This window comes from Acinetobacter sp. UBA1297 (assembly GCF_002307755.1).
In the GTDB taxonomy this organism is placed as follows: Bacteria; Pseudomonadota; Gammaproteobacteria; order Pseudomonadales; family Moraxellaceae; genus Acinetobacter; species Acinetobacter radioresistens.
The window spans coordinates 332418-354505 of the sequence record NZ_DBUF01000028.1 but is presented as its reverse complement, the minus strand read 5'-3'; the positions used below and the strand labels follow the sequence as shown (position 1 = coordinate 354505).

Genomic DNA, 22088 nt, shown 5'->3' with positions numbered 1-22088 from the left:
AGCTTAAAAATATAAGGCGCGAAAGTAATAATTAGCATCGCAGGAAACATTACAATAACTGGTAATATCCACCGCTCATAACGATAGTAAAATGATTTATGGCGTACTTCTGCATCCGCATCTGCTACCTCTTCATCACCAATAGATTGACGGGCAAGGAGATGGTTTAAGGCAACAGGTGGCGTGACATAGCCTAGTTCAAAACCAATTAAAGCAATCATCCAGAAATGTACAGGATGGATACCATATTGATAAGCCACGGGCGCAATTGTAGCTGAGATTAGAATGACTGCCCCAAATGGGTCCATAATCATGCCAACAAATACCATGACAGCAACAATCATTGTCAGCACTAAAAAGGTATTGCTGATATCGGTTGGGAAAGCACTCATAATCTCAATGCGTTCCAGAAACCCACCCACACTGACTGACAGTGCCATGAGAATTACTAAGGCACCAATATGGCCCACTGTTTCACTGGTAGATAAATGCAAAGCACGCTTAAAACCTACTTGGGGTTCTTTTACCGGACCTGATCTTGCTACGCTATGATCAGCAGACATTCCTTGTGTTGCGTTAGCTGTAACCACCTGATGGTATTCAGTCGCAGGTATAGCGGTGTTCACTGTAGCCAGCGTAGCAGGATCTCCCATTGTTACTGCATAACGGTCTACAGCAGGATTGTAGCCTACCGTAGTAACAGCTTCCGGGCTTTGCCTTAACTTATCAAACAGAACAATCATAAGCAGAATTACGGGCATCATGACTGGCGCTGTAAATTCATTAAGATCGGTTGCCAGGATATATTTGTAAAATAGCCAGATCAATACAAAGATCAGTACATAAGGTAGTACCGGGCCTATAGCACGAAATGACTTTGGAAAAGCGACACTTGGCGCAGCAATCCGAAATTTCCGTTCGGCAAAGAAGAGTGAAATAACGAGAAACAGTGTCGAAGTCAATAAAAATACATATAAACCATAGTGATAAAGCAAGTCAGTCGTTACTTCCTTGTTCAGTGAAGCGACCACTACAATCAACAGACATGGACGTAATACTACACCAAGTGAGCCAGACATGGCGCTTGCAGCCAGTGCGAACTGTCGGCGCCCACCTGAAAGCCAAACCTCTTTATATATAATTGCGCCGGCTGCAATAACAAAAATTCCTGATGCACCGGTATAAGCTGTAGGCAAAGCAGCAGCCAGCAAAATTAACCAGGTCAAAGTTTCTGGAGCCAAGTTCCATGGACGTAAAATATTCAGGAACATATCTACAATCTGGGTCTGTTTTAACAGCATCCCTGCCCAGATAAATAAAGCCAAATTTAAAAAGATACTGGAGAACTCCACCAATTGTCCGAGATAAATTCCCTGACCCATCGGATAGTCCATGAAGAAAGTAAAGGCCACCCCAGTAATTACTGCCATATAGGCATATAAAGGCACACTTAGAAATGCCAGACCAAAGCTGCCGCCTTCACGTGACGGTTTAGGAGGCTTAAACAGATAAAATAAGCTGATCAGGCTTAATATACCAAACAGGGTAATCCACAGCCCATAAATAATTTGGATTTCCCGGCCAATTTCAACTCCGGCATTCATCATTGAATGATATTGGCTTAAAGCAGATGAAGTGAGTAACAGATTCGCCGCCAGCATGAAGACCGAATATACTTTATAGTCAATTCGGGTAGCAGGACTCCGCAAACCAATATGATGAGTTTTTAAAGTCGCGCTGATGGCAGCAAATACCACCATAATAACTAGAATTAGAGCACGGTTTTCGGTTCCAAATTGAAAAACTCCGAAAAATGAAGTTTCGACAGCCCGGTATGTTCTGAGGGTACTGTGGTCATCAATATAGGTAACTGCCCGATCATGGAACTGATATTTTTCTTCACAGAGTTGCTGCCCTGCCAAGATCGAAGCCCTAACATCAGCCTCTGAAGCGGTGCCGAAAATATCAGCGAACTCATCTGCTGCATTGGCCTGCATCTGTTTTTGTACCTGTGCATCAATATCAGGATGACGTTCACAGGTTGGCTTTTCTGGTTCAGCCCGTAAAAACGAATATTGCATTCCACTTGCAGGATCGCCATACAGACGTTCTCCCATCCGTAGCAGTTGACCATGAATCATTTCACCGGTCCCAATCACCAGTGTAAGCAGTAACAAAACAAGAATAACAAAAGTGGAAATCCACTCTGTCCAGATATAGCTTAGGCGACCCAAGCCAGTTTGTTTTTGTGTTGGTTGCATGTTCTTTCCACTTTTATCCTGTGTTTATGCTTCAGCAATGCTTAGGCATAAAATTCTTTTTTTATTTCTTTAATGTGGATATATCCTTATCCACACTACGGTTACGCTATTTATGATGAAACTGTAAAAAGTAGTTAAATACGATCCTTGCTCTTTTTCTAAATTGCCATGCCTATTTTAATTTTCCTCCTGCGGTATACCAGAGCAATTAAGGCCAATATAGTGCCCCAGAATACGCCTAGCAGATGAGCTTCAACCAGTACGGGACTGCCAATTAGCTCTGCTGTTCCCTGCTGACCTATTGTATTTTCCCAAAGTAGTTTGGCCAGTATCAGACTGAACACTAATAATGCAAATTTACGCTCTCTTTTATACTGGCTATAGATGACTGCGCCTGCTACATATAACCCATGCAAGACACCGGATAGACCTGCATAGGCTTCAACTGAGGGTAAAATATAATAAAAACTCAGGCTGATGAGTGGAGCCAAAACGATCAGCAAGAAAAAGAAATTGCGAATACGAATATGGGGAAAAATAAAAGGCAGACAAGAGAATGCCAGCATGTTCAGTAAATAGTGTATCCAGCCTACATGAACCCAGTGGGCAGACCATAAACGCCACGGCTCTCTAAATACAAGATCACGCCAATAAATAAAATAATCCGCATATACCTGTAAACAGGCTGAAATTGAGGCACAGCTGGCTATAAAAACTAACTTCTTAATTAAATTCCAGTCGTTTATAGTCATATGCCCTTATACTCGCCATGTTCAAATATAGGTAAATCCAGATTATGCTAGCATCATGTTCTGCCCTTTTTGAACTGTTAATTGCCCTGTTTAGTTTCGTTTGGGGTATCTGATGCTTCGACTTCTATATCGCTAGAGTCCTCCACGCCATTTGTATCTCCCCCTTCAAACAGGTCCTCTAGTTCATTACCAGATTGCTGCTCATCCCAGAAACTGCTCATCCCGCCTTCAGCAGTACGTACTCCGGTATTCTCAGTCCAGTAACGATCAGAAATGCCGCGAACCATCATTCCTGCCATCGTATCGATTAAACGGTAATCCGGATTAACCGGTTTGTCTTCAGCAAGTGAGGCATGATAGGTACGTAATGCATCACGGATTTTATTATCATCACCTGATGCCTGTGCTGCGATTGCATATAATGCATGTGACATGCGCACGCCTTTTTGCTCTCCAATTTGCACCGATTGTTTTAAGGTTTGATACGGGTCGGGTTTACCATCACCTGAACCGGGTAACAGGGTCCAGATCACGGCGCGGGTCGCCTGCGGAGCGCCCCAGAACTTGTTATTATCTAGACAAGTCATGCCGCGCTCTACAATTGCAGCAATATCTTTAGGTACATTGGCTTCACCCCCCGAATTAATATCATTAGTCATGGCTTGCAAGCCGCTGATCATTCCCAGCAAATACACAGTCTGGTCTAGGTCACTACGCATGGTCGGACATGAGTCACCGAGGGTAGCTTTATGTTTTGCTTCCCAGCGCTCTGCAAATAGTTGATACGCTGTATACTGGCGCTGTGCAGCATTTGCAGCCCAGCGTTTTTGCTCAATCCGGGCATCCTGTGCTTCGGTCACGTTACCACTTTTTGATGCACGCAAATAACGCAGCTCGGCTTCAAGAGCCTGATTTTCCGCACACATGCCAGAAGCCGTGTAAAGCAACACAGCTATGCGGGTAGGATCTCCCCCCATATCTTTAGTCGCCATAATTGCCGGTGTTAAAGCATTACCAGAATTACAGACCATATCCGAATCATTCATAGCCAGTATTGGGGGCACGATGTGCCGCTCACTAAAGCCCAAGGCCAGATTTGTCCCAGACTTTACTGCATAAGAACATCCGGTAAATAAAGAACTTGCCATTACTGCGAGTGCCATGCCTTGGCCAATTTTTTGGACGTTTAACATTCTTCCTGTCCTCTTTTTAATTTTGTTATATCCATGATTTAGCTCAACATATCAGATGCAAAATCTGAAGAGAAGAGTAATTACTCTAATTTTCACTGCAACTGTGCCAGTAAAAAGTACGATTAAATATGACCTGAATCAGGAAATTTAAAAAATTTAGGCAAAAAAAAGTAGCATTGCGACGGTTCAGCACATGCTACTTATTAACTGGACATATTCAGTGCAAACCCTACATTCAAATTCATTTGTAATTTTTTAAATTTGATGCAGCGTTTTAATCTAGTGTTATCTTAAAAAGTAAAGATATTAAAAACTGCTTGTGAATCAATTTAACCTATGTTTGGCAACTAGACATGAAGAATTGTCAGACAAATTAAAATTTTTATAATTTATTTGATGAACAGCAACTCACCTAATAATCGGATTAATAAATAATTTACATAAACAAAAAAGTAAATTAAAACAATATTTTAATATTACTAATACAGCTTGGCTAACATTTTTAATTTTTTCCAGTATACAAGAGACAATTGATCACTCCAGATAACCAAGGGTTTAACCTGATTTTTCTGAAAATAAATTACAATATAAAGTTGATGATCAATTATCTTTCGAATCACAACACGATCTAAGTGTTTAGCTTTACAGAACTGAAGAGTCCATTCTTCAGCATCTAGATATTCAAAGCGTACAGGACGCGGCGCTTTTAAAAATAAGCTATAACTTATCAAACCAATGACAGAACAGAGTAGCCATAGCCCCAACGGTAGTAGTGAATAGAACAAAATCAGCAAACCGAGTAGTAAAGAAAGCTGAACCATAATAGCCATGCGGCTAGGTTTCAGCTTAAAACACTGCTTAACCATGGACATAATGTTTAAGTTTAATAATTAGCTGTTTCATCTCCGGACGTGGAGGTTCAGAAACCTCCATAAACCAGTCTAGAAGATCAGGATCTTCCTGTGCGACGAGCTCGGCGAAGGTGGCTTTTTCTTCCGCATCAGCTTGTAAATAATATTGTTTTACATAAGGGTCAAAATATACATCAATTTCTTTTAGTCCCCGGCGTGCACGGTAAATTACTTTACGTTCTTCCAAAGTCATTTCTTCAGACATTTTCTATCCCCAAGTGAATAATTTCAGAATAGTTTAACTGATCCACTCTTAAAATTTGCAGCTTTTCCATAAAATGGCGAAAACCATCAATTTTTTGATGGTGATTGAGCATTTGGCCTATTGTACAAAAAAGCCGGGCTGTTTAGGTTTAAAAGAAAATATCACACAAGGATAAAACAAAAAATGCAATCTGCTGCTATTCGTCCGCTTGCACCCATGTTACCTAGAAATCTGTTTAATTCTGATCATGATGCATTTCGTGAGACTGTACGTAAATTTTATGAAAAGGAAGTCATCCCTTATACAGAACGATACGAGCAACAGCAGCATGTAGATCGTGATTTATGGAATAAAGCTGGAGCTCTGGGTCTGCTTTGCCCGACCATGCCAGAAGAATATGGCGGCGCTGGTGTAGACCGGCTTTATAGTATGATTTTGATTGAAGAACAGGCCTATGCGGGTGACTCAGCGACCGGTTTTTCTCTGCATTCTGATATTGTAGCGAATTATATTAATAACTTTGGTAATGAAAAACAGAAACAGTACTGGCTGCCACAAATGGCTACCGGCGAAGTAGTAACTGCTATTGCCATGACTGAACCGGGTACTGGTTCTGATCTTCAGGCAGTACGTACCTCGGCGATACTGGATGGGGATGAATATGTCATCAATGGTTCGAAAATATTCATTACCAATGGTTATCTTTGCGATATGGCAATTGTAGTCTGTAAAACCGGGAACAGTGATAAAGGTTCAGCAAACCTGTCTCTGATTATGGTAGAGGCTGACCGTCCAGGTTTTAGTAAAGGTAAACCGCTCAATAAGATTGGTATGAAAGGCCAAGATACTTGTGAGCTATTTTTTGATAATGTCCGGGTACCTAAAGAAAATCTGCTGGGCATGGAAGGTATGGGCTTTATGATGCTCATGAAAGAGCTGGCATGGGAACGTATGCTGGTAGCAATCATTTGCCAAGCTGGTGCTGAAGCTGCATTTGCGCATACGGTACAATATACAAAAGAACGCAAAGCTTTCAGTAAACCGATAGCAACTTTCCAAAATACACGATTTAAGCTCGCTGAATTGCGTACAGAAATTGACATGGGCCGTACCTACCTGGACCGCTGTATGCAATTGCAGCTTGAAGCACAATTAGGTATTGATGCAGCAGCAGCAGCCAAATACAAGCTTTCTGATATGTATTCAAAAGTCGTGGATGAATGTTTACAGCTGCATGGTGGTTATGGCTATATGCTGGAGTATCCAATCGCACGTGCCTATATTGATCACCGTGCTAACCGAATTTATGCCGGTACCAATGAAATCATGAAAGAGTTAATTTCCAGAACATTATAAAATCTAAATTCTAATACTACAAAAGGAGCTTTAAAGCTCCTTTTTAATTGGGATTATGAAACCAGTTTAGGTTTACGTTCTAGCTGTTTATCACGCTTAGTAAATTGCAAGATTCCATCTTCAAAACCCGCCTGTTTCAGGGCTTTACGATCAGCCAGATAGTTATTAGTCACTTGCCAGGGTGCATGTTTCCCCTGCTTTGGAATTACGTCGGCAGCGCGACGGATATATCCTGCGGACAGGCTACCCATCACAGTATCCTGTTCAATCTCACTATGATCGGTAGGCGCTATCACTTCATCATAATGATGCTTATCCATATAATTAAGTAGTCGACAGATATACTCTGCTGCAACATCGACTTTTAATGTCCAAGAAGCATTAATATAACCAATAATCATCGCCATATTAGGTACGTCACTGATCAGAATACCGTTGTATAGCATATGTTCTGAGGTATCTATCGGTTGACCATCTACAGTTCCCTGTATTCCACCCATAATCTGGATCTGCAAACCAGTTGCAGAGATAATAATATCTGCTTCCAGATGCTTGCCTGACTTTAACTGGACTCCTGTTTCAGTAAATTTTTCAATATGGTCAGTCTCGACACTGGCATGACCTTCACGCAAAGCTTTAAACAGGTCACCATCGGGCACTACACAAAGGCGTTGATCCCATGGATTATAGCTTGGAGTAAAGTGTTTCATATCCACTTTACCTTTAAGCTGCATTTCGATCGATTTTAAAAGGAGCTTACGTACCAGTTTAGGTTGTTTCTGTGAGAGTGCATAGACTGCACGCTGCATACCAATATTACGTGCACGCGTCAGTTTATAAGCCATCTCTTCCGAAAGAAAACCACGCATTTTCTGATAAACAAAATCAATAGAAGGAATTGAAGCAATATAGGTAGGCGAACGCTGTAGCATAGTTACATGAGCCGCCCCCCCTTTCACCATAGAGGGTACGAGAGTAATAGCTGTTGCACCGCTACCTATCACAATGACTCGCTTGCCAGTATAGTCCAGCTTTTCTGGCCAATGCTGAGGATGCACCAAAGTACCTTTAAACTGGTGTTGTCCAGGGTACTCAGGCATAAAGCCTTCATCATAATTATAGTAACCGGTACAGCCGAGTAGAAAATTAGCGTACCAAGTCTGGTTCTGACCTTGCTGGTCTTCGATTTCCACTATCCAGAGTTTAAGGGCCGTATCATAATTCGCAGAAATTACTCGGTGTTTAAAATGAATTTTCCTGTCTAGGTGAAATTCATCCACAACCTCATGTAAATACTGGCGTATTGAGGCACCATCTGCCAGAATTTTGGCCTTACGCCATGGTTTGAAATTATAACCAAAAGTCGACATATCCGAATCGGAGCGGATACCTGGATAGCGGAATAAATCCCAAGTTCCCCCGATTCCTTCACGTCTTTCTACAATTTCAAATGAGCGCTGGGGGCAGTTTTTAGAAAGATGCGCAGCCAGACCCAAGCCTGAAATACCAGCTCCTACAATTAGAACATCAATGTGTTTATCCATTTTATTGTTATAACCTTGTTGAACACGATTATTTTATTAAAACACAAAATTGACAATAGGCAATGTCAAGTTTATGCAATTTATCTATTTTTCTTATCAGTTGAGGACAATTTACATTTGGTCAGACAATCAATAAAAAAAGGCCGGTTAAAAACCGGCCCTTTTTTGAATAATAAAAATTATTCTGCAGAAGCTTGAACTTCGCGATCTACAAGCTCTACATAAGCCATCGGTGCAGCATCACCTGCACGGAAACCAGCTTTAAGAACACGCAGATAACCGCCGTTACGTTCTTTGTAACGAGGGCCAAGAACGGTAAATAACTTACCAACAGTTGCTGCTGAACGAGTACGAGCAAACGCTAAACGACGGTTTGCTACAGTATCGTTTTTAGCTAAAGTGATTAAAGGCTCAGCAACACGACGTAACTCTTTTGCTTTAGGCACAGTTGTTTTAATCAACTCGTGTTCGAACAAAGAATTAGCCAAGTTTTGGAACATCGCTTTACGATGACTGCTTGTACGGCCTAATTTCACACCACTATTACGATGACGCATGGTGATAGTCCTACTTAATTAACGGCTACGATAGGCAAAACGATCGTCCATACGCAGACTAGCCGGTGGCCAGTTCTCTAAACGCATGCCGAGTTGTAAACCTTTCGATGCCAAAACATCTTTAATCTCAGTCAACGATTTTTTACCTAAGTTTGGAGTTTTAAGTAACTCAACCTCAGTACGTTGAACAAGATCACCAATGTAGTAAATATTTTCTGCCTTCAAACAGTTAGCAGAACGAACAGTTAGCTCTAGATCATCCACTGGACGAAGCAAAATTGGGTCAACTTCTTCGCGAGGTTCTTGAGCCACAGGTGCCTGATCTTTCTGAAGATCAACAAAAATTGCAATTTGCTGTTGCAAGATTGTTGCCGCTTTGCGGATTGCTTCTTCAGGATCAACAGTACCGTTGGTTTCAAGATCAATGATCAGCTTGTCAAGGTCAGTACGTTGTTCTACACGAGCGTTTTCTACTGTGTAAGACACACGTTGAATCGGGCTATAAGAAGCATCTAACTGTAAACGACCGACTGGACGGGTTTCACCTTCCGGGAAACGTGAGTCAGAAGTCTCATAACCACGACCTTGAGCAACCTTCAAGCGCATTTTAATTGAGCCTGAAGCACTTAGTGTACCAATCAAATGCTCTGGGTTAACCACCTCAACATTATGAGGTAAACGCAGGTCAGCAGCAGTAATATCGCCTGGACCTTGTTTTTCTAATGTTAAGTAAGCTTCGTTTTGATCGAACAGCTTAATAGACAATCCTTTTAGGTTCAGCAAGAGCTCGACGATGTCCTGCTGCAAGCCTTCTAAAGTACTGTACTCGTGCTCGACACCTTCTATCTCTACTTCAACCACAGCAGCGCCAGGCAAAGAAGACAATAGAATGCGACGTAAAGCATTACCTAGAGTATGACCAAAGCCACGCTCTAAAGGTTCCAGAATCACTTTTGCCGAGGTCCCGCTTACCGCTTCGACCTTGATCGCTTGCGGAGTTAGAAACTCGTTTGCAGTACGCGTCATTATTGCTACCTCAAGGATTATTTAGAATACAATTCTACAATCAAGCTTTCGTTGATTTCAGCAGGTAAATCAGAACGATCCGGCGCAGCTTTAAACGTACCTTCAAACTTAGAATGATCAACTTCAATCCAAGCTGGAATTCCACGTTGAGCAGCTAATTCAATTGCGCTTTTAATACGTAATTGTTGTTTAGCACCTTCATGAACCGCAATAACATCACCAGCTTTTACTTGAATAGAAGCAATGTTTACACGACGGCCATTTAAAGTAATGCTACGGTGACTTACAAGCTGACGAGCTTCTGCACGTGTAGAACCAAAACCCATGCGATAAACAACGTTATCAAGGCGGCTTTCAAGCAGCTTCAACAGGTTCTCACCAGTTGCACCCTTAACACGAGCAGCTTCTTTATAGTAATTACTAAATTGACGCTCTAACACACCGTACATACGACGTACTTTTTGTTTTTCACGTAATTGTAGTGAGTACTCAGATTGCTTAGCGCGAGATTGCCCATGTTGGCCAGGCGCTTTAGCATGTTTTTTAGTTTTGACGTCAAAAGGTTTAACGCCAGATTTAAGTTGCAGGTCTGTCCCTTCGCGGCGAGAGAGTTTGCATTTTGGACCAATATAACGAGCCATGAATGTTTCTCCTTACACGCGACGTTTTTTAGGTGGGCGACAACCGTTGTGAGGGATTGGCGTCACATCGGTAATGCTATTAATCTTATAACCCACTGCACCTAATGCACGAACCGCAGACTCACGACCAGGACCAGGACCTTTTACAAGGACGTCCAGGTTTTTCAAACCGTAATCCAAAGCTGCTTTACCAGCAACTTCAGCAGCTACCTGAGCAGCAAACGGAGTTGATTTACGTGATCCACGGAAGCCTTGTCCACCTGAAGTGGCCCAAGCCAGTGCATTACCTTGACGATCGGTAATAGTCACAATGGTGTTATTAAAAGACGCGTGAATGTGTGCAACACCTTCAGAGACGGTACGAGTGACCTTCTTGCGTGTGCGAGTATCTTTAGCCATCTTTTAGCTTCCAGAAATCTTACTTTTTAATCGGTTTGCGCGGACCTTTACGGGTACGTGCGTTAGTTTTGGTGCGTTGACCGCGGACAGGCAAGCTACGACGATGACGAAGACCACGGTAGCAGCCTAAATCCATTAAACGTTTAATGTTCATGGAAATTTCGCGACGTAAATCACCTTCGGTTGGAACCTTGGCAACTTCTGCACGAATCGCATCAAGCTGAGCATCATCCAATTCACGGATCTTGACAGTCGGTGTGATGCCTGCAGCAGCTAAGATATTCTTAGCAGTGTGGCGACCGATACCAAAGATATACGTGAGGGAGATAACAGCATGCTTGTTATCCGGAATGTTTACACCGGCAATACGAGCCATTCACTTTCTCCAAAAAGGCAGTAGAGATAATCAACCGCCCCACAAAAATCTTGAGGGGCGGATATTAACCTAATTAGCCTACTGAAATCAACAGGTCTTGATCAGATTAACCTTGACGCTGCTTATGACGAGGTTCAGCGCTGCAAATCACGCGGATAACCCCATTACGACGGATAACTTTACAGCTACCACAAATTTTCTTTACAGAAGCTTGTACTTTCATGATGAAACCTCTAAGTGCGCTTATCCTTTAGGATGAGCAGTCGTTTTTCTCATTAAACTCTGATTGTCATACTGATGCGAAGTCAGATGAGCCTGAAGCTGGGCCATAAAGTCCATAACAACCACTACCACGATGAGCAGGGAGGTTCCGCCTAAATAAAACGGAATACCAAATGAACTTTGCAATACCATCGGCATCAAGCAGATCACTGTAATATACATCGCACCGATGAAGGTCAGACGATTGAGAATATGATCTAAATAACGAGCAGTTTGCTCACCTGGGCGAATACCAGGCACGTAAGCTCCGCTGCGTTTTAAGTTTTCTGATACTTCTTTTGGACTAAAAACAAGTGCCGTATAAAAATAGCAGAAAAAGATAATTAACGCACCAAAGAGCACCAAATACAAAGGCTGTCCAGGCGATAATACAAGAGCCAAGTCTTGAAGACCACGTTTGATCATCCCTGCATTTGGATCAGCACTCCCTACCCACTGGCCCAAGCTTGCTGGAAACAGCAGCAAAGAGCTGGCAAAAATTGCCGGGATAACGCCTGCCATATTAATTTTTAATGGCAAGTGGGTTTGCTGAGCAGTAAATACACGACGGCCCTGCTGTTTTTGTGCATAGTTTACTGATATGCGGCGTTGGGCCTTTTCGATAAATACAATTGCCGCCAGCACCCCAAGTGATAACAAGCCAAAAATGACCAAGCCAATCAGGCTGGTCTGGCCGCTATCTACAGATGAAAGCGATTGCATAATCAGATTAGGTAAACCTGCTACAATACCTGCAAAAATAATCATGGAAATACCATTACCAACACCACGTTCGGTAATCTGTTCTCCAAGCCACATCAAAAACATGGTCCCTGCAACCAGAGAGGTTACAGCCGGTACATAAAAAGCCAAACCTGAAGTTAGGGTAATCCCCTGACCAATCAAGCCGGCACACATGCCGGTTGCTTGCACTAAAGCCAGCAACAGCGTACCTTGCCGTGTGTACTGATTAATCTTACGCTTACCTTGCTCGCCTTCTTTTTTCAAGGCTTCAAGACTTGGAATCACGGTTGACATCAACTGCACAATAATCGAGGCAGAAATGTAGGGCATGATTCCAAGCGCAAGGATAGACATTCGCTCTAATGCCCCACCTGAAAACATATTAAACAAACCAAGGATCGTACCTTGGTTTGCATTGAATAGGTTTTCGAGCGCAGCATTATTAATGCCTGGTACTGGAATATGCGCTCCTAGCCGAAAGACCAACAATGCGCCGATCAGAAACATCATTCGACGAATAATTTCACGGTATTTCACATGAAAAGGTTGACCTTTCATCATGTTAACATGACTTGAAGAACCAGGAGACATAGACACTAGCGATTACTCCTCGACTTTGCCACCAGCAGCTTCGATAGCTGCTTTAGCGCCGGCAGTCAATGCAACACCTTGTACAGTGAAAGCACGAGTAATTTCACCAGAAAGTACGACACGAGCACGCAACATATCTTTACGTACTACATTCGCTGCTTTTAAAGTTTCAAGTGAAACAATATCACCTTCAACTTTAGCAAGTTCAGACAAACGTACTTCAGCAGTTTTTAAAGCGATTTGGCTAGTGAAGCCGAATTTAGGCAAACGACGGTAAAGTGCAGTTTGACCACCTTCGAAACCTGGACGTACACCACCGCTCTTACGTGATTTTTGACCCTTGACACCACGGCCACCGGTCTTACCAACGCCAGAACCGATACCACGGCCCAGACGACGGTTTTCACGTTTAGCACCTTCTGCAGGTGCAAGTTCATTTAAACGCAGAGTCATGGCTTATTCCTCTACACTAACCATATAGTAGACTTGGTTGATCATACCACGGTTAGAAGGCGTATCTTGCACTTCTACAGTATGACCAATACGACGCAGACCTAAACCTTTCAGGCTCAGCTTGTGATTTTTCAAGCGGTGCGATGAAGATTTAGTCTGGGTAACTTTAATCGTTTTCATGACTGATTACCCTTGAATTTGTTCTACTGATAGACCACGTTTCGCAGCAACTTTCTCAGGAGTAGTCATGTCACGCAAACCGTTAAAGGTTGCATTTACGACGTTTGCAGCGTTAGTAGAACCATAGCATTTCGTCAATACATTACGCACGCCTGCTGCTTCAAGAACAGCACGCATAGAACCACCAGCAATTACGCCAGTACCTTCTGATGCAGGTTGCATAAATACACGGCTTGCGCCATGACGAGCACGAACTGGGTGTTGCAGAGTACCATCGTTAAGTTCAATAGTGATCATGTTGCGACGAGCAGCTTCAAGTGCTTTAGAGATAGCAGCTGGAACTTCACGTGCTTTACCACGACCAAAACCTACACGACCATTACCATCACCCACAACAGTTAATGCTGTGAAAGAGAAGATACGACCACCCTTAACAACCTTGGCTACACGATCAACGGCAACCAGCTTTTCAACGAGACCTTCGTTTTGTTCAACTTTCGCCATGATTAGAACTCCAAGCCGCCTTCACGGGCAGCATCAGCCAAGGCTTTGATACGACCATGATATTTAAAACCAGAACGGTCAAATGCAACTTTAGTAACGCCAGCTGCTTTAGCTCGTTCCGCGATTAAAGCACCCACTTTAGTAGCTGCTTCAACATTACCGGTAGTACCACTACGTAGAGAGGCATCTAAAGTAGAAGCTTGCGCTAAAACTTTGCCACCATCTGCTGAGATAACTTGAGCATAGATGTGACGCGGAGTGCGGTTTACACACAAACGAGTCGCACCCAATGCACGGATGTGCAAGCGTGTGCTTTTCGCACGACGCAAACGGGATTGTTTCTTTTCGTTCATCAGAACCTCGCGCCTTATTTCTTCTTAGCTTCTTTACGAAGTACAACTTCATCCGAATAACGAACACCTTTACCTTTATACGGCTCAGGTTGACGATATGAACGGATGTCAGCAGCTACCTGACCTAACAACTGTTTATTCGCAGATTTAAGTACGATTTCAGTTGCAGTAGGAGTTTCTGCAGTTACGCCTTCAGGAAGGGAATAATCGATTGGGTGAGAATAACCAAGGTTCAGGTTGACAACGTCACCTTTAACCGCAGCTTTATAACCAACACCGATCAGTTGCAACTTGCGTTCGAAGCCTTCGTTAACACCTTTTACAAGGTTATTTAACACAGCGCGAGCAGTACCAGCTTGCATCCAAGCGTCTTTCGACTCTTTAACTGGAGCAATATGAAGCTGACCTTCTTCCTGTTTTAGCTCGACCAGCGCATGCAGGTTGAAAGACAAGTTACCTTTTGTGCCTTTCACTTCGACCTGCCGGCCGTTCTGAGTAACTGTAACACCGTTAGGTACAGTTACTGGGGCTTTAGCCACACGAGACATGAGGAATCACCTATTAAGAAACAAAAGCAATAACTTCACCACCGATACCTGCAGCACGTGCAGCGCGATCAGTCATGAGGCCTTTGCTTGTAGAAACAATTGCAATACCCAAACCTTGCTTAACGCTTGGAAGTTTATCTTTACCGCGATACTGGCGAAGACCTGGACGGCTTACGCGTTTCACAGTTTCGATAACTGGCTTGCCTTCAAAATACTTTAAAGTGATAGTCAAAGTAGGTTTGCCTTCAACATCAGCAACTTCTACATTTGAAATATAACCTTCTTGTTGAAGTACGTTAGCAATCGCAACTTTCAACTTAGAATTCGGCATAGAAACAGTTTGTTTCTTCGCCATTTGTGCGTTACGAACACGTGTTAGCATGTCGGCAACGGTATCTTGCATACTCATTATAGTCGCTCCTTACCAGCTTGCCTTAACAACGCCTGGTACATCACCTTGCATTACTGTATCACGTAGTTTATTACGGCCCAGGCCAAACTTACGGAAGTAACCATGAGGACGACCAGTTAAACCACAACGGTTACGAAGACGGATTGGAGATGCATTACGCGGCAATGCTTGTAATTTCATCATCGCTTCAAAACGCTCTTCGTCGCTTGCATTTACGTTTGCAATCGTAGCTTTTAATTCAGCACGTTTTGCAGCGTATTTAGCAACGGTTTTCTCGCGCTTTAATTCGCGATTAATCATACTTTTCTTAGCCATATCGACCTCTTATTTGAACGGGAAGCCGAATGCACGCATAAGCGCACGGCCTTCGTCATCGGTGCGAGCAGTCGTAGTGATGGTAATGTCCATACCACGAATACGATCAATCTTGTCAAAATCGATTTCAGGGAAAACGATTTGTTCTTTCAAGCCCATAGAATAGTTACCACGACCATCGAAAGATTTCGCTGAGAAACCACGGAAGTCACGGATACGAGGGATTGCGATTGAGATCAGACGGTCCAAGAATTCGTACATTTGGTCGCCACGTAAAGTTACTTTACAACCGATCGGCCAACCATCACGGATTTTGAAACCAGCGATTGATTTACGTGCAAGTGTTACCACTGGTTTTTGACCAGCAATTGCTTGCATATCAGATACAGCGCCATCTAATAATTTCTTATCAGTTGCAGCTGCACCTACACCCATGTTCAGGGTAATTTTAGTAATGCGAGGAGTTTCCATCACATTAGCAAGACCAAGTTCTTCTTTCAACTTAGTCTTGATTTCTTCATTGTAACGCGCTTTAAGTCTGGCCATTGCCCATTCAACCTATTACTTCGCTACCGCCACTGATTCACCGTTAGATTTATAAACGCGAGTTTTCACACCGTTTTCATCTACGCGGTAACCAACACGGTCAGCCTTTTGGGTTGTAGCATTAAAAACTGCCACGTTTGAGATATGAAGCGAAGCTTCCTGAGTAACAATACCGCCTTCAGCGCCAGTTACACGGTTTGGCTTCTGATGCTTCTTCACCAAGTTAAGGCCTTCAACCTTAACACGGTCACCAGAAACAGACAGAACAGTACCCTGTTTGCCTTTTTCTTTACCTGCGATCACGATTACCTGATCGCCTTTTTTAATCTTAGCCATGATTGCCTCTTATAGAACTTCAGGAGCCAGTGAAATAATTTTCATGAACTGTTCAGTACGAAGTTCACGAGTCACTGGTCCGAAAATACGAGTGGCAATCGGAGCTTTATTGTTGTTTAACAATACAGCAGCATTGTCATCAAAACGGATCAAAGAACCATCCGGACGACGGATACCGAACTTAGTACGTACCACAACTGCATTCATTACGTCGCCTTTTTTAACACGGCCACGTGGAATTGCTTCTTTTACAGTAACTTTAATAATGTCGCCAACAGAAGCATAACGACGATGTGAGCCACCAAGTACTTTAATACATTGTACGCGGCGTGCACCACTGTTGTCTGCTACGTCGAGCATCGTTTCGGTTTGAATCATTGCCCTACTCCAAAACCGAGCATCACCGGTCACAATTTCGAAAGGCTCAAAGAGTACTTGAAATTGTCCGATGATGCAACAAGAACGTCTAATTACTCAGCAGCTGCTTCAACAACTTCAACCAATGTCCATGACTTGGTTTTAGAAATTGGGCGGCTTTCTTTAATGGTTACAAGGTCGCCAAGTTTAGCAACGTTGTTCTCATCATGAGCGTGTAATTTAGTTGAACGGCGAATAAGTTTGCCATACAACGGGTGTTGAACGCGGCGTTCAATAAGCACAACAATAGACTTGTCCATTTTGTCACTTACGACTTTGCCGGTTAACGTGCGGACTGTATTTTCACTCATTGTCCGTTCCCCTGTTTTTCGGTAAGGAGTGTCTTGATGCGAGCAATCGCCTTGCGGGCAAGTTGCACTTCGTGCGATTTACCCAACTGACCAGTTGCTTTCGCCATACGAAGACGGAATTGGTTAAGCTGCTGCTCATCAAGCAAAGCTTTCAATTCTTCTACCGATTTTTCACGTAGATCTTTAGTTTTCATTACATTACCGTCCGAGTCACGATAGTGGTTTTAAACGGAAGCTTAGCAGCAGCAAGCGTAAATGCTTCACGTGCCAGTTCTTCGTTCACACCTTCCATTTCGTACAGGATCTTACCTGGTTTGATTTCGCAAACCCAATATTCCACGTTACCTTTACCGTTACCCATACGAACTTCTAATGGCTTTTCAGTAATTGGTTTGTCCGGGAATACACGGATAAAGATTTTACCACCACGTTTAACACGACGGCTAATGGTACGACGCGCAGCTTCGATTTGACGCGCAGTCATACGACCACGGCCAGTAGCTTTGAGTGCGATAGAACCAAATGATACTGTACTTCCACGATGTGCTAGACCAGTGTTACGGCCTTTTTGCACTTTACGGAATTTGGTACGTTTAGGTTGCAACATGGATTATTCTCCCTTGTCTGCAGCACGGTCCGAACGACGACCACGACGCTCTTGACCTTCACCACGCCCACGACCGCGTTTAGCTGGACGCTCTTCAGCTGGAGCAGGGTTCATGACTTGTTTCATGCCACCCAAGATCTCACCACGGAAGATCCAAACTTTAACACCGATTGTACCGTAAGTTGTTTCAGCACGCATGGTAGCGTAGTCGATGTCAGCACGAAGTGTATGTAAAGGTACACGACCTTCACGATACCACTCAGTACGAGCGATCTCTGCACCACCTAGACGGCCAGAAACTTCAACTTTGATACCTTTAGCACCAGCACGCATCGTATTTTGTACCGCACGCTTCATAGCACGACGGAACATAACGCGTTTTTCCAGTTGAGAAGCAATCGCTTCAGCAACTAAACGAGCATCCAAGTCTGGACGATCAATTTCATTGATGCTTACTTGCGCTGGAACACCCATGATGTTGGTAAGTTCGCGCTGTAATTTCTCAATATCTTCGCCTTTTTTACCGATTACAATACCTGGACGAGCAGTGCTAATAGTTACTTTAGCAGCGCCTGTAGGACGTTCGATAAGAATATTGCTGATCATCGCACTTTTAAGTTTTTTAGTTAAAAACTCACGTACTTGAAGATCTTTAAGCAAATATTCAGCGTATTGTTTCGGATTCGCATACCAGTTAGCGTTATGACGTTTCACAACACCTAGGCGGATACCGATTGGATGAACCTTCTGACCCATATCAAACCCCTACCTTAACGGTGATGTGACAAGTACGCTTAGTAATACGATCTGCACGGCCTTTAGCACGTGGCATAATGCGTTTCAGGCTCATGCCCTCATCCACATAAATCGTAGAAACTTTAAGGTCGTCTACATCTAAACTGTTATTGTGTTCAGCGTTTGCAATTGCAGATTCCAAAGCTTTTTTCACCAGTACCGCAGCTTTTTTATTGCTGAAGTTCAAGATATTAAGCGCGTGAGCAACAGATTTGCCACGAATAAGGTCCGCAACCAAACGAGCTTTTTGTGCCGAGATAGCGGCACCGCGTAATTTAGCAGTAACTTCCATCATAGCACCTTAACGTTTAGACTTCTTGTCAACACCGTGACCACGATAGGTACGAGTTGGCGCGAATTCACCGAGTTTATGACCAACCATATGTTCAGTAATAATTACTGGAACATGGTTACGACCATTATGAACAGAAATTGTTAGACCAACAAAGTCTGGGAGGATCATCGAACGACGCGACCAAGTTTTGATCGGCTTACGGTTATTAGCCGCAACAGCCGCTTCAACCTTAGCGAACAAGTGCGCATCGACGAATGGGCCTTTTTTCAGAGAACGAGGCATTAGTCAGATTCCTTTACTTGTTACTTAACGCGACGGTCGCGAATAATCATCTTAGTCGTACGCTTGTTGGTACGTGTCTTGTACCCTTTAGCTTTTTGACCCCATGGGCTTACAGGTTGAATACCTTTGTTACGCCCTTCACCACCACCATGCGGGTGATCAACTGGGTTCATCGCCATACCACGTACGGTAGGACGAACACCACGCCAGCGTGCAGCACCAGCTTTACCCAGTGAGCGAAGGTTGCTTTCTTGGTTAGAAACTTCACCAATTACAGCACGGCATTCAACGTGAATTTTACGCATTTCGCCTGAACGCAGACGAACAATTGCGTAAGAACCGTCACGACCCAACAATTGAACAGAAGTACCAGCAGAACGTGCTAACTGCGCGCCTTTACCAATTTTCAGTTCGATGTTATGTAGTGTAGAACCAAGTGGCATATTGCGAAGTGGCAAGCAGTTACCGGTACGAATTGGAGCATCGTTACCAGACTGTACTTTATCGCCAGCACGCAGACCTTTAGGCGCGATGATATAACGACGTTCACCGTCAGCATACTTCAGCAATGCGATGTGTGCGGTACGGTTCGGATCGTATTCAATACGCTCTACAGTCGCAGGAATACCATCTTTGTTACGTTTGAAGTCTACGATACGATAGTGCTGTTTATGACCACCACCCACGTGACGAGTTGTAATGTGACCGTTGTTGTTACGACCACCAGTACGTTTCTTAGCTTCAACCAACGGAGCATAAGGCGCGCCTTTGTGAAGATGGTCGTGAACGACTTTCTCTACAAAGCGACGTCCTGGAGACGTTGGCTTACATTTTTGAATCGGCATAATTTTCGTCCTTATTCCGCTGCGCTTTCAGCGGTATCGCCCAAGTCAGCCATTTCAACATCTTGGCCAGCTTTCAGGGTGACGTATGCTTTTTTAACATCAGAACGACGTCCTAATGTTTTACCAAAGCGTTTAGACTTACCTTTAGTAATAGTCGTGTTTACTTTAACCACTTCTACACCAAAGAGTTGTTCAACTGCTTTTTTGATTTCAAGCTTGTTTGCATCAATCGCAACCTTGAATACTTGAACACCAGCAGTTTCACCTAAAACTTGTGCTTTTTCTGAGAAGACTGGTCCTTTCAGAATCTGATAGATACGTTCGTTGTTCATCCGAGTTCTACCTCAATTTTCTTAGCAGCAGCTACAGACATTACAACTTTATCGAACGCGATCAGGCTTACAGGATCGATTGCAGTTGCATCTACCACATCAACGTGTGGAAGGTTGCGTGCTGCAAGATATAAGTTCTCATCTACCGCATCAGTAACGATCAATGCGCGAGGTGCGTTCAAGTCGTTCAGTTTTGCAAGCAATTCTTTAGTTTTAGGAGCAGAAACCTGAAGCTCTTCAACCAAAACCAAGCGATCTTGGCGAACAAGTTCAGCCAGGATACATTGCATTGCACCGCGGTACATTTTGCGGTTAACTTTTTGAGACCAGTCTTGTGGACGAGCAGCAAAAGTTTTACCGCCGCCAACCCAGATTGGGCTACGAATAGAACCAGCACGAGCGCGGCCAGTACCTTTTTGACGGAATGGTTTTTTACCACCGCCAGATACGTCAGCACGTGACTTTTGAGCTTTTGAGCCTTGACGACCACCAGCTAAGTAAGCTGTAACAACTTGGTGTACAAGTGCTTCGTTAAACTCACGTCCGAAGGCAACTTCAGACAACTCAACAGCAGAGCCGGAAACAGTATTTAAATTCACGTTATTTCCCCTCAGGCCTTGATGGTAGGACGAACGATCACGTCGCCACCAGTTGCACCAGGAATAGCACCTTTAACAACTAAAACAGAACGTTCAGCGTCAATAGATACAATTTCAAGACCTTGTACTGTTACGCGTTCATCACCTAGGTGACCGGCCATTTTTTTGCCTTTGAACACGCGACCAGGAGTCTGGTTTTGACCTGTAGAACCTAAAACACGGTGAGAAACAGAGTTACCGTGAGTAGCATCTTGCGTACGGAAGTTCCAACGCTTCACACCACCTTGGAAACCTTTACCTTTTGATTGACCAGTTACGTCAACGATCTGACCTACTGCGAACAAATCAACACCGATAGAAGCACCAACTTCACGACCTTCAAGCTCTGCTTCAGTAACACGAAACTCTTTAACCAGACGACCAGCTGCCACGCCTGCTTTCGCAAAGTGACCTTTTTGACCGTTAGTAACGCGAGATTCGCGACGTTCACCAGTAGTTACTTGAATTGCTTGATAACCATCAGTTTCAAGCGTTTTGATTTGCGTGATGCGGTTTGGATCAACTTCGATCACTGTAACTGGCACAGAGACGCCGGCTTCTGTGAAGATACGGGTCATACCGCACTTGCGACCGACTAAACCAATAGCCATGTGTGTAAACCTCTAAAAAAGCGGCTTAATTAACTTAGGAGCTAATTAACCGAAAGCCTTAACCCAATGCGATCTGAACGTCAACACCAGCCGCAAGATCCAATTTCATCAGCGCATCAACAGTTTTGTCTGTTGGCTGAACGATATCGATCAGACGTTTATAGGTGCGGATTTCGTACTGATCACGCGCATCTTTGTTTACATGCGGTGAAGTAAGAACGTTGAAGCGTTCGATGCGAGTAGGCATCGGAATTGGACCACACACTTGTGCGCCAGTACGCTTAGCGGTTTCTACGATCTCTTGAGCAGATTGATCAATCAGACGATGATCAAAAGACTTAAGACGGATACGGATTCTCTGGTTAGACATACCAGTAAACTCCAAGCCAAAATATATAAAGAATCACCCTTGACGCACCTCACCTATTGGTAAGTGTCAAAGGCAGTGAAAATCACTAAGGTCATGATCGATGCCACGACTGTCACGATCC

The 22088-nt window shown here is 43.6% G+C and carries 35 protein-coding genes; 1 reads left to right on the top strand and 34 read right to left on the bottom strand.

What is annotated here, in order from left to right:
- The 5 genes from B3R63_RS13890 to B3R63_RS13680 form a co-directional block, all read right to left on the bottom strand.
- The coding region (locus B3R63_RS13890; protein ID WP_414630846.1) for a TRAP transporter large permease subunit at window positions 1-1430 on the bottom strand (1430 nt) is incomplete at its 3' end.
- Between the two features lie 989 nt (window positions 1431-2419).
- Window positions 2420-3013, bottom strand: coding sequence for a rhombosortase (gene rrtA / locus B3R63_RS13695; RefSeq protein ID WP_151984533.1), 594 nt, complete (start codon window positions 3011-3013; stop codon window positions 2420-2422).
- Between the two features lie 77 nt (window positions 3014-3090).
- Window positions 3091-4206 (bottom strand): hypothetical protein, encoded by a 1116-nt coding sequence (locus B3R63_RS13690; RefSeq protein ID WP_151984535.1) that lies wholly within the window; start codon window positions 4204-4206, stop codon window positions 3091-3093.
- Window positions 4207-4685: 479 nt separating this feature from the next.
- The gene (locus B3R63_RS13685) at window positions 4686-5072 is read right to left on the bottom strand and encodes a hypothetical protein (protein WP_005024450.1); all 387 of its coding nucleotides are present in this window, start codon (window positions 5070-5072) and stop codon (window positions 4686-4688) included.
- Window positions 5065-5322 (bottom strand): succinate dehydrogenase assembly factor 2, encoded by a 258-nt coding sequence (locus tag B3R63_RS13680; RefSeq protein ID WP_005018377.1) that lies wholly within the window; start codon window positions 5320-5322, stop codon window positions 5065-5067. Before B3R63_RS13680 ends, B3R63_RS13685 begins: the two co-directional genes overlap by 8 nt.
- 183 nt (window positions 5323-5505) lie before the next feature.
- Here B3R63_RS13680 and B3R63_RS13675 point away from each other — a divergent pair, with 183 nt between their 5' ends.
- The gene (locus tag B3R63_RS13675) at window positions 5506-6678 is read left to right on the top strand and encodes an acyl-CoA dehydrogenase family protein (protein ID WP_005024448.1); all 1173 of its coding nucleotides are present in this window, start codon (window positions 5506-5508) and stop codon (window positions 6676-6678) included.
- Between the two features lie 53 nt (window positions 6679-6731).
- Here the strand turns inward: B3R63_RS13675 and B3R63_RS13670 are convergent, their stop codons facing one another.
- The 29 genes from B3R63_RS13670 to rpsJ all read right to left on the bottom strand — a co-directional run bounded on the left by B3R63_RS13670 (window position 6732) and on the right by rpsJ (window position 21967).
- Window positions 6732-8222, bottom strand: a complete 1491-nt coding sequence (locus tag B3R63_RS13670) for a flavin-containing monooxygenase (protein WP_005024447.1) — start codon at window positions 8220-8222, stop codon at window positions 6732-6734.
- A 179-nt stretch (window positions 8223-8401) separates the two neighbouring features.
- The gene (rplQ, locus tag B3R63_RS13665; protein ID WP_005018373.1) at window positions 8402-8779 is read right to left on the bottom strand and encodes a 50S ribosomal protein L17; all 378 of its coding nucleotides are present in this window, start codon (window positions 8777-8779) and stop codon (window positions 8402-8404) included.
- 18 nt (window positions 8780-8797) lie between these two features.
- A complete protein-coding gene (locus tag B3R63_RS13660; RefSeq protein WP_005018365.1) occupies window positions 8798-9805 on the bottom strand; it encodes a DNA-directed RNA polymerase subunit alpha in 1008 nt (335 codons plus the stop codon).
- A gap of 17 nt (window positions 9806-9822) precedes the next feature.
- A complete protein-coding gene (gene rpsD / locus B3R63_RS13655; RefSeq protein ID WP_005018363.1) occupies window positions 9823-10446 on the bottom strand; it encodes a 30S ribosomal protein S4 in 624 nt (207 codons plus the stop codon).
- 12 nt (window positions 10447-10458) lie between these two features.
- Window positions 10459-10845, bottom strand: a complete 387-nt coding sequence (gene rpsK / locus B3R63_RS13650) for a 30S ribosomal protein S11 (protein ID WP_001040166.1) — start codon at window positions 10843-10845, stop codon at window positions 10459-10461.
- A 19-nt stretch (window positions 10846-10864) separates the two neighbouring features.
- A complete protein-coding gene (gene rpsM / locus B3R63_RS13645; protein WP_005018362.1) occupies window positions 10865-11221 on the bottom strand; it encodes a 30S ribosomal protein S13 in 357 nt (118 codons plus the stop codon).
- 106 nt (window positions 11222-11327) lie between these two features.
- On the bottom strand, window positions 11328-11444 hold the full coding sequence (gene rpmJ / locus B3R63_RS13640; protein ID WP_000867907.1) for a 50S ribosomal protein L36: 117 nt from the start codon (window positions 11442-11444) through the stop codon (window positions 11328-11330).
- A gap of 20 nt (window positions 11445-11464) precedes the next feature.
- Window positions 11465-12784, bottom strand: coding sequence for a preprotein translocase subunit SecY (gene secY, locus B3R63_RS13635; protein WP_171053907.1), 1320 nt, complete (start codon window positions 12782-12784; stop codon window positions 11465-11467).
- Window positions 12785-12829: 45 nt separating this feature from the next.
- Complete coding sequence (gene rplO / locus B3R63_RS13630) at window positions 12830-13270, bottom strand: 50S ribosomal protein L15 (RefSeq protein ID WP_005018359.1); 441 nt, start codon at window positions 13268-13270, stop codon at window positions 12830-12832.
- Window positions 13271-13273: 3 nt separating this feature from the next.
- Window positions 13274-13450, bottom strand: a complete 177-nt coding sequence (gene rpmD, locus B3R63_RS13625) for a 50S ribosomal protein L30 (RefSeq protein ID WP_005012961.1) — start codon at window positions 13448-13450, stop codon at window positions 13274-13276.
- A 6-nt stretch (window positions 13451-13456) separates the two neighbouring features.
- On the bottom strand, window positions 13457-13954 hold the full coding sequence (rpsE, locus tag B3R63_RS13620) for a 30S ribosomal protein S5 (RefSeq protein WP_005018357.1): 498 nt from the start codon (window positions 13952-13954) through the stop codon (window positions 13457-13459).
- Window positions 13955-13956: 2 nt separating this feature from the next.
- Entirely contained in the window at window positions 13957-14307 is a 351-nt protein-coding gene (gene rplR / locus B3R63_RS13615; RefSeq protein ID WP_005018355.1) for a 50S ribosomal protein L18, read from the bottom strand.
- A gap of 14 nt (window positions 14308-14321) precedes the next feature.
- Window positions 14322-14855 carry a 50S ribosomal protein L6 gene (rplF, locus tag B3R63_RS13610; RefSeq protein WP_005018353.1) on the bottom strand — a complete coding sequence of 178 codons (534 nt, stop codon included), beginning with the start codon at window positions 14853-14855 and terminating at the stop codon, window positions 14322-14324.
- Between the two features lie 13 nt (window positions 14856-14868).
- Window positions 14869-15264, bottom strand: coding sequence for a 30S ribosomal protein S8 (gene rpsH / locus B3R63_RS13605; protein ID WP_005018351.1), 396 nt, complete (start codon window positions 15262-15264; stop codon window positions 14869-14871).
- Between the two features lie 12 nt (window positions 15265-15276).
- Window positions 15277-15582 (bottom strand): 30S ribosomal protein S14, encoded by a 306-nt coding sequence (gene rpsN, locus B3R63_RS13600; RefSeq protein WP_005018349.1) that lies wholly within the window; start codon window positions 15580-15582, stop codon window positions 15277-15279.
- Between the two features lie 9 nt (window positions 15583-15591).
- Complete coding sequence (gene rplE / locus B3R63_RS13595) at window positions 15592-16128, bottom strand: 50S ribosomal protein L5 (RefSeq protein ID WP_005018347.1); 537 nt, start codon at window positions 16126-16128, stop codon at window positions 15592-15594.
- Between the two features lie 15 nt (window positions 16129-16143).
- Window positions 16144-16464 (bottom strand): 50S ribosomal protein L24, encoded by a 321-nt coding sequence (gene rplX, locus B3R63_RS13590; protein WP_005018346.1) that lies wholly within the window; start codon window positions 16462-16464, stop codon window positions 16144-16146.
- A 9-nt stretch (window positions 16465-16473) separates the two neighbouring features.
- Entirely contained in the window at window positions 16474-16842 is a 369-nt protein-coding gene (rplN, locus tag B3R63_RS13585; RefSeq protein ID WP_005018345.1) for a 50S ribosomal protein L14, read from the bottom strand.
- 92 nt (window positions 16843-16934) lie between these two features.
- Window positions 16935-17192 (bottom strand): 30S ribosomal protein S17, encoded by a 258-nt coding sequence (gene rpsQ, locus B3R63_RS13580; RefSeq protein ID WP_005018344.1) that lies wholly within the window; start codon window positions 17190-17192, stop codon window positions 16935-16937.
- Window positions 17189-17386 carry a 50S ribosomal protein L29 gene (gene rpmC / locus B3R63_RS13575; protein ID WP_005018343.1) on the bottom strand — a complete coding sequence of 66 codons (198 nt, stop codon included), beginning with the start codon at window positions 17384-17386 and terminating at the stop codon, window positions 17189-17191. Before rpmC ends, rpsQ begins: the two co-directional genes overlap by 4 nt.
- Window positions 17386-17799, bottom strand: a complete 414-nt coding sequence (gene rplP, locus B3R63_RS13570; protein WP_005018339.1) for a 50S ribosomal protein L16 — start codon at window positions 17797-17799, stop codon at window positions 17386-17388. Before rplP ends, rpmC begins: the two co-directional genes overlap by 1 nt.
- 3 nt (window positions 17800-17802) lie before the next feature.
- Window positions 17803-18555, bottom strand: coding sequence for a 30S ribosomal protein S3 (rpsC, locus tag B3R63_RS13565; RefSeq protein ID WP_005018336.1), 753 nt, complete (start codon window positions 18553-18555; stop codon window positions 17803-17805).
- 1 nt (window position 18556) lies between these two features.
- On the bottom strand, window positions 18557-18886 hold the full coding sequence (rplV, locus tag B3R63_RS13560; RefSeq protein WP_001982638.1) for a 50S ribosomal protein L22: 330 nt from the start codon (window positions 18884-18886) through the stop codon (window positions 18557-18559).
- A 9-nt stretch (window positions 18887-18895) separates the two neighbouring features.
- The gene (gene rpsS, locus B3R63_RS13555) at window positions 18896-19171 is read right to left on the bottom strand and encodes a 30S ribosomal protein S19 (RefSeq protein WP_004985338.1); all 276 of its coding nucleotides are present in this window, start codon (window positions 19169-19171) and stop codon (window positions 18896-18898) included.
- 20 nt (window positions 19172-19191) lie between these two features.
- Window positions 19192-20016: a 50S ribosomal protein L2 gene (gene rplB, locus B3R63_RS13550; RefSeq protein ID WP_005018335.1), complete on the bottom strand. Its 825-nt coding sequence runs from the start codon at window positions 20014-20016 to the stop codon at window positions 19192-19194.
- 11 nt (window positions 20017-20027) lie between these two features.
- Window positions 20028-20348, bottom strand: coding sequence for a 50S ribosomal protein L23 (gene rplW / locus B3R63_RS13545; RefSeq protein ID WP_005018334.1), 321 nt, complete (start codon window positions 20346-20348; stop codon window positions 20028-20030).
- A complete protein-coding gene (gene rplD / locus B3R63_RS13540; protein WP_005018333.1) occupies window positions 20345-20947 on the bottom strand; it encodes a 50S ribosomal protein L4 in 603 nt (200 codons plus the stop codon). The genes rplW and rplD overlap by 4 nt, the downstream gene beginning before the upstream one ends.
- Window positions 20948-20958: 11 nt before the next feature.
- Window positions 20959-21597, bottom strand: a complete 639-nt coding sequence (rplC, locus tag B3R63_RS13535; protein ID WP_005018329.1) for a 50S ribosomal protein L3 — start codon at window positions 21595-21597, stop codon at window positions 20959-20961.
- A 58-nt stretch (window positions 21598-21655) separates the two neighbouring features.
- On the bottom strand, window positions 21656-21967 hold the full coding sequence (gene rpsJ / locus B3R63_RS13530) for a 30S ribosomal protein S10 (RefSeq protein WP_000070912.1): 312 nt from the start codon (window positions 21965-21967) through the stop codon (window positions 21656-21658).
- Window positions 21968-22088 lie beyond the last annotated feature (121 nt).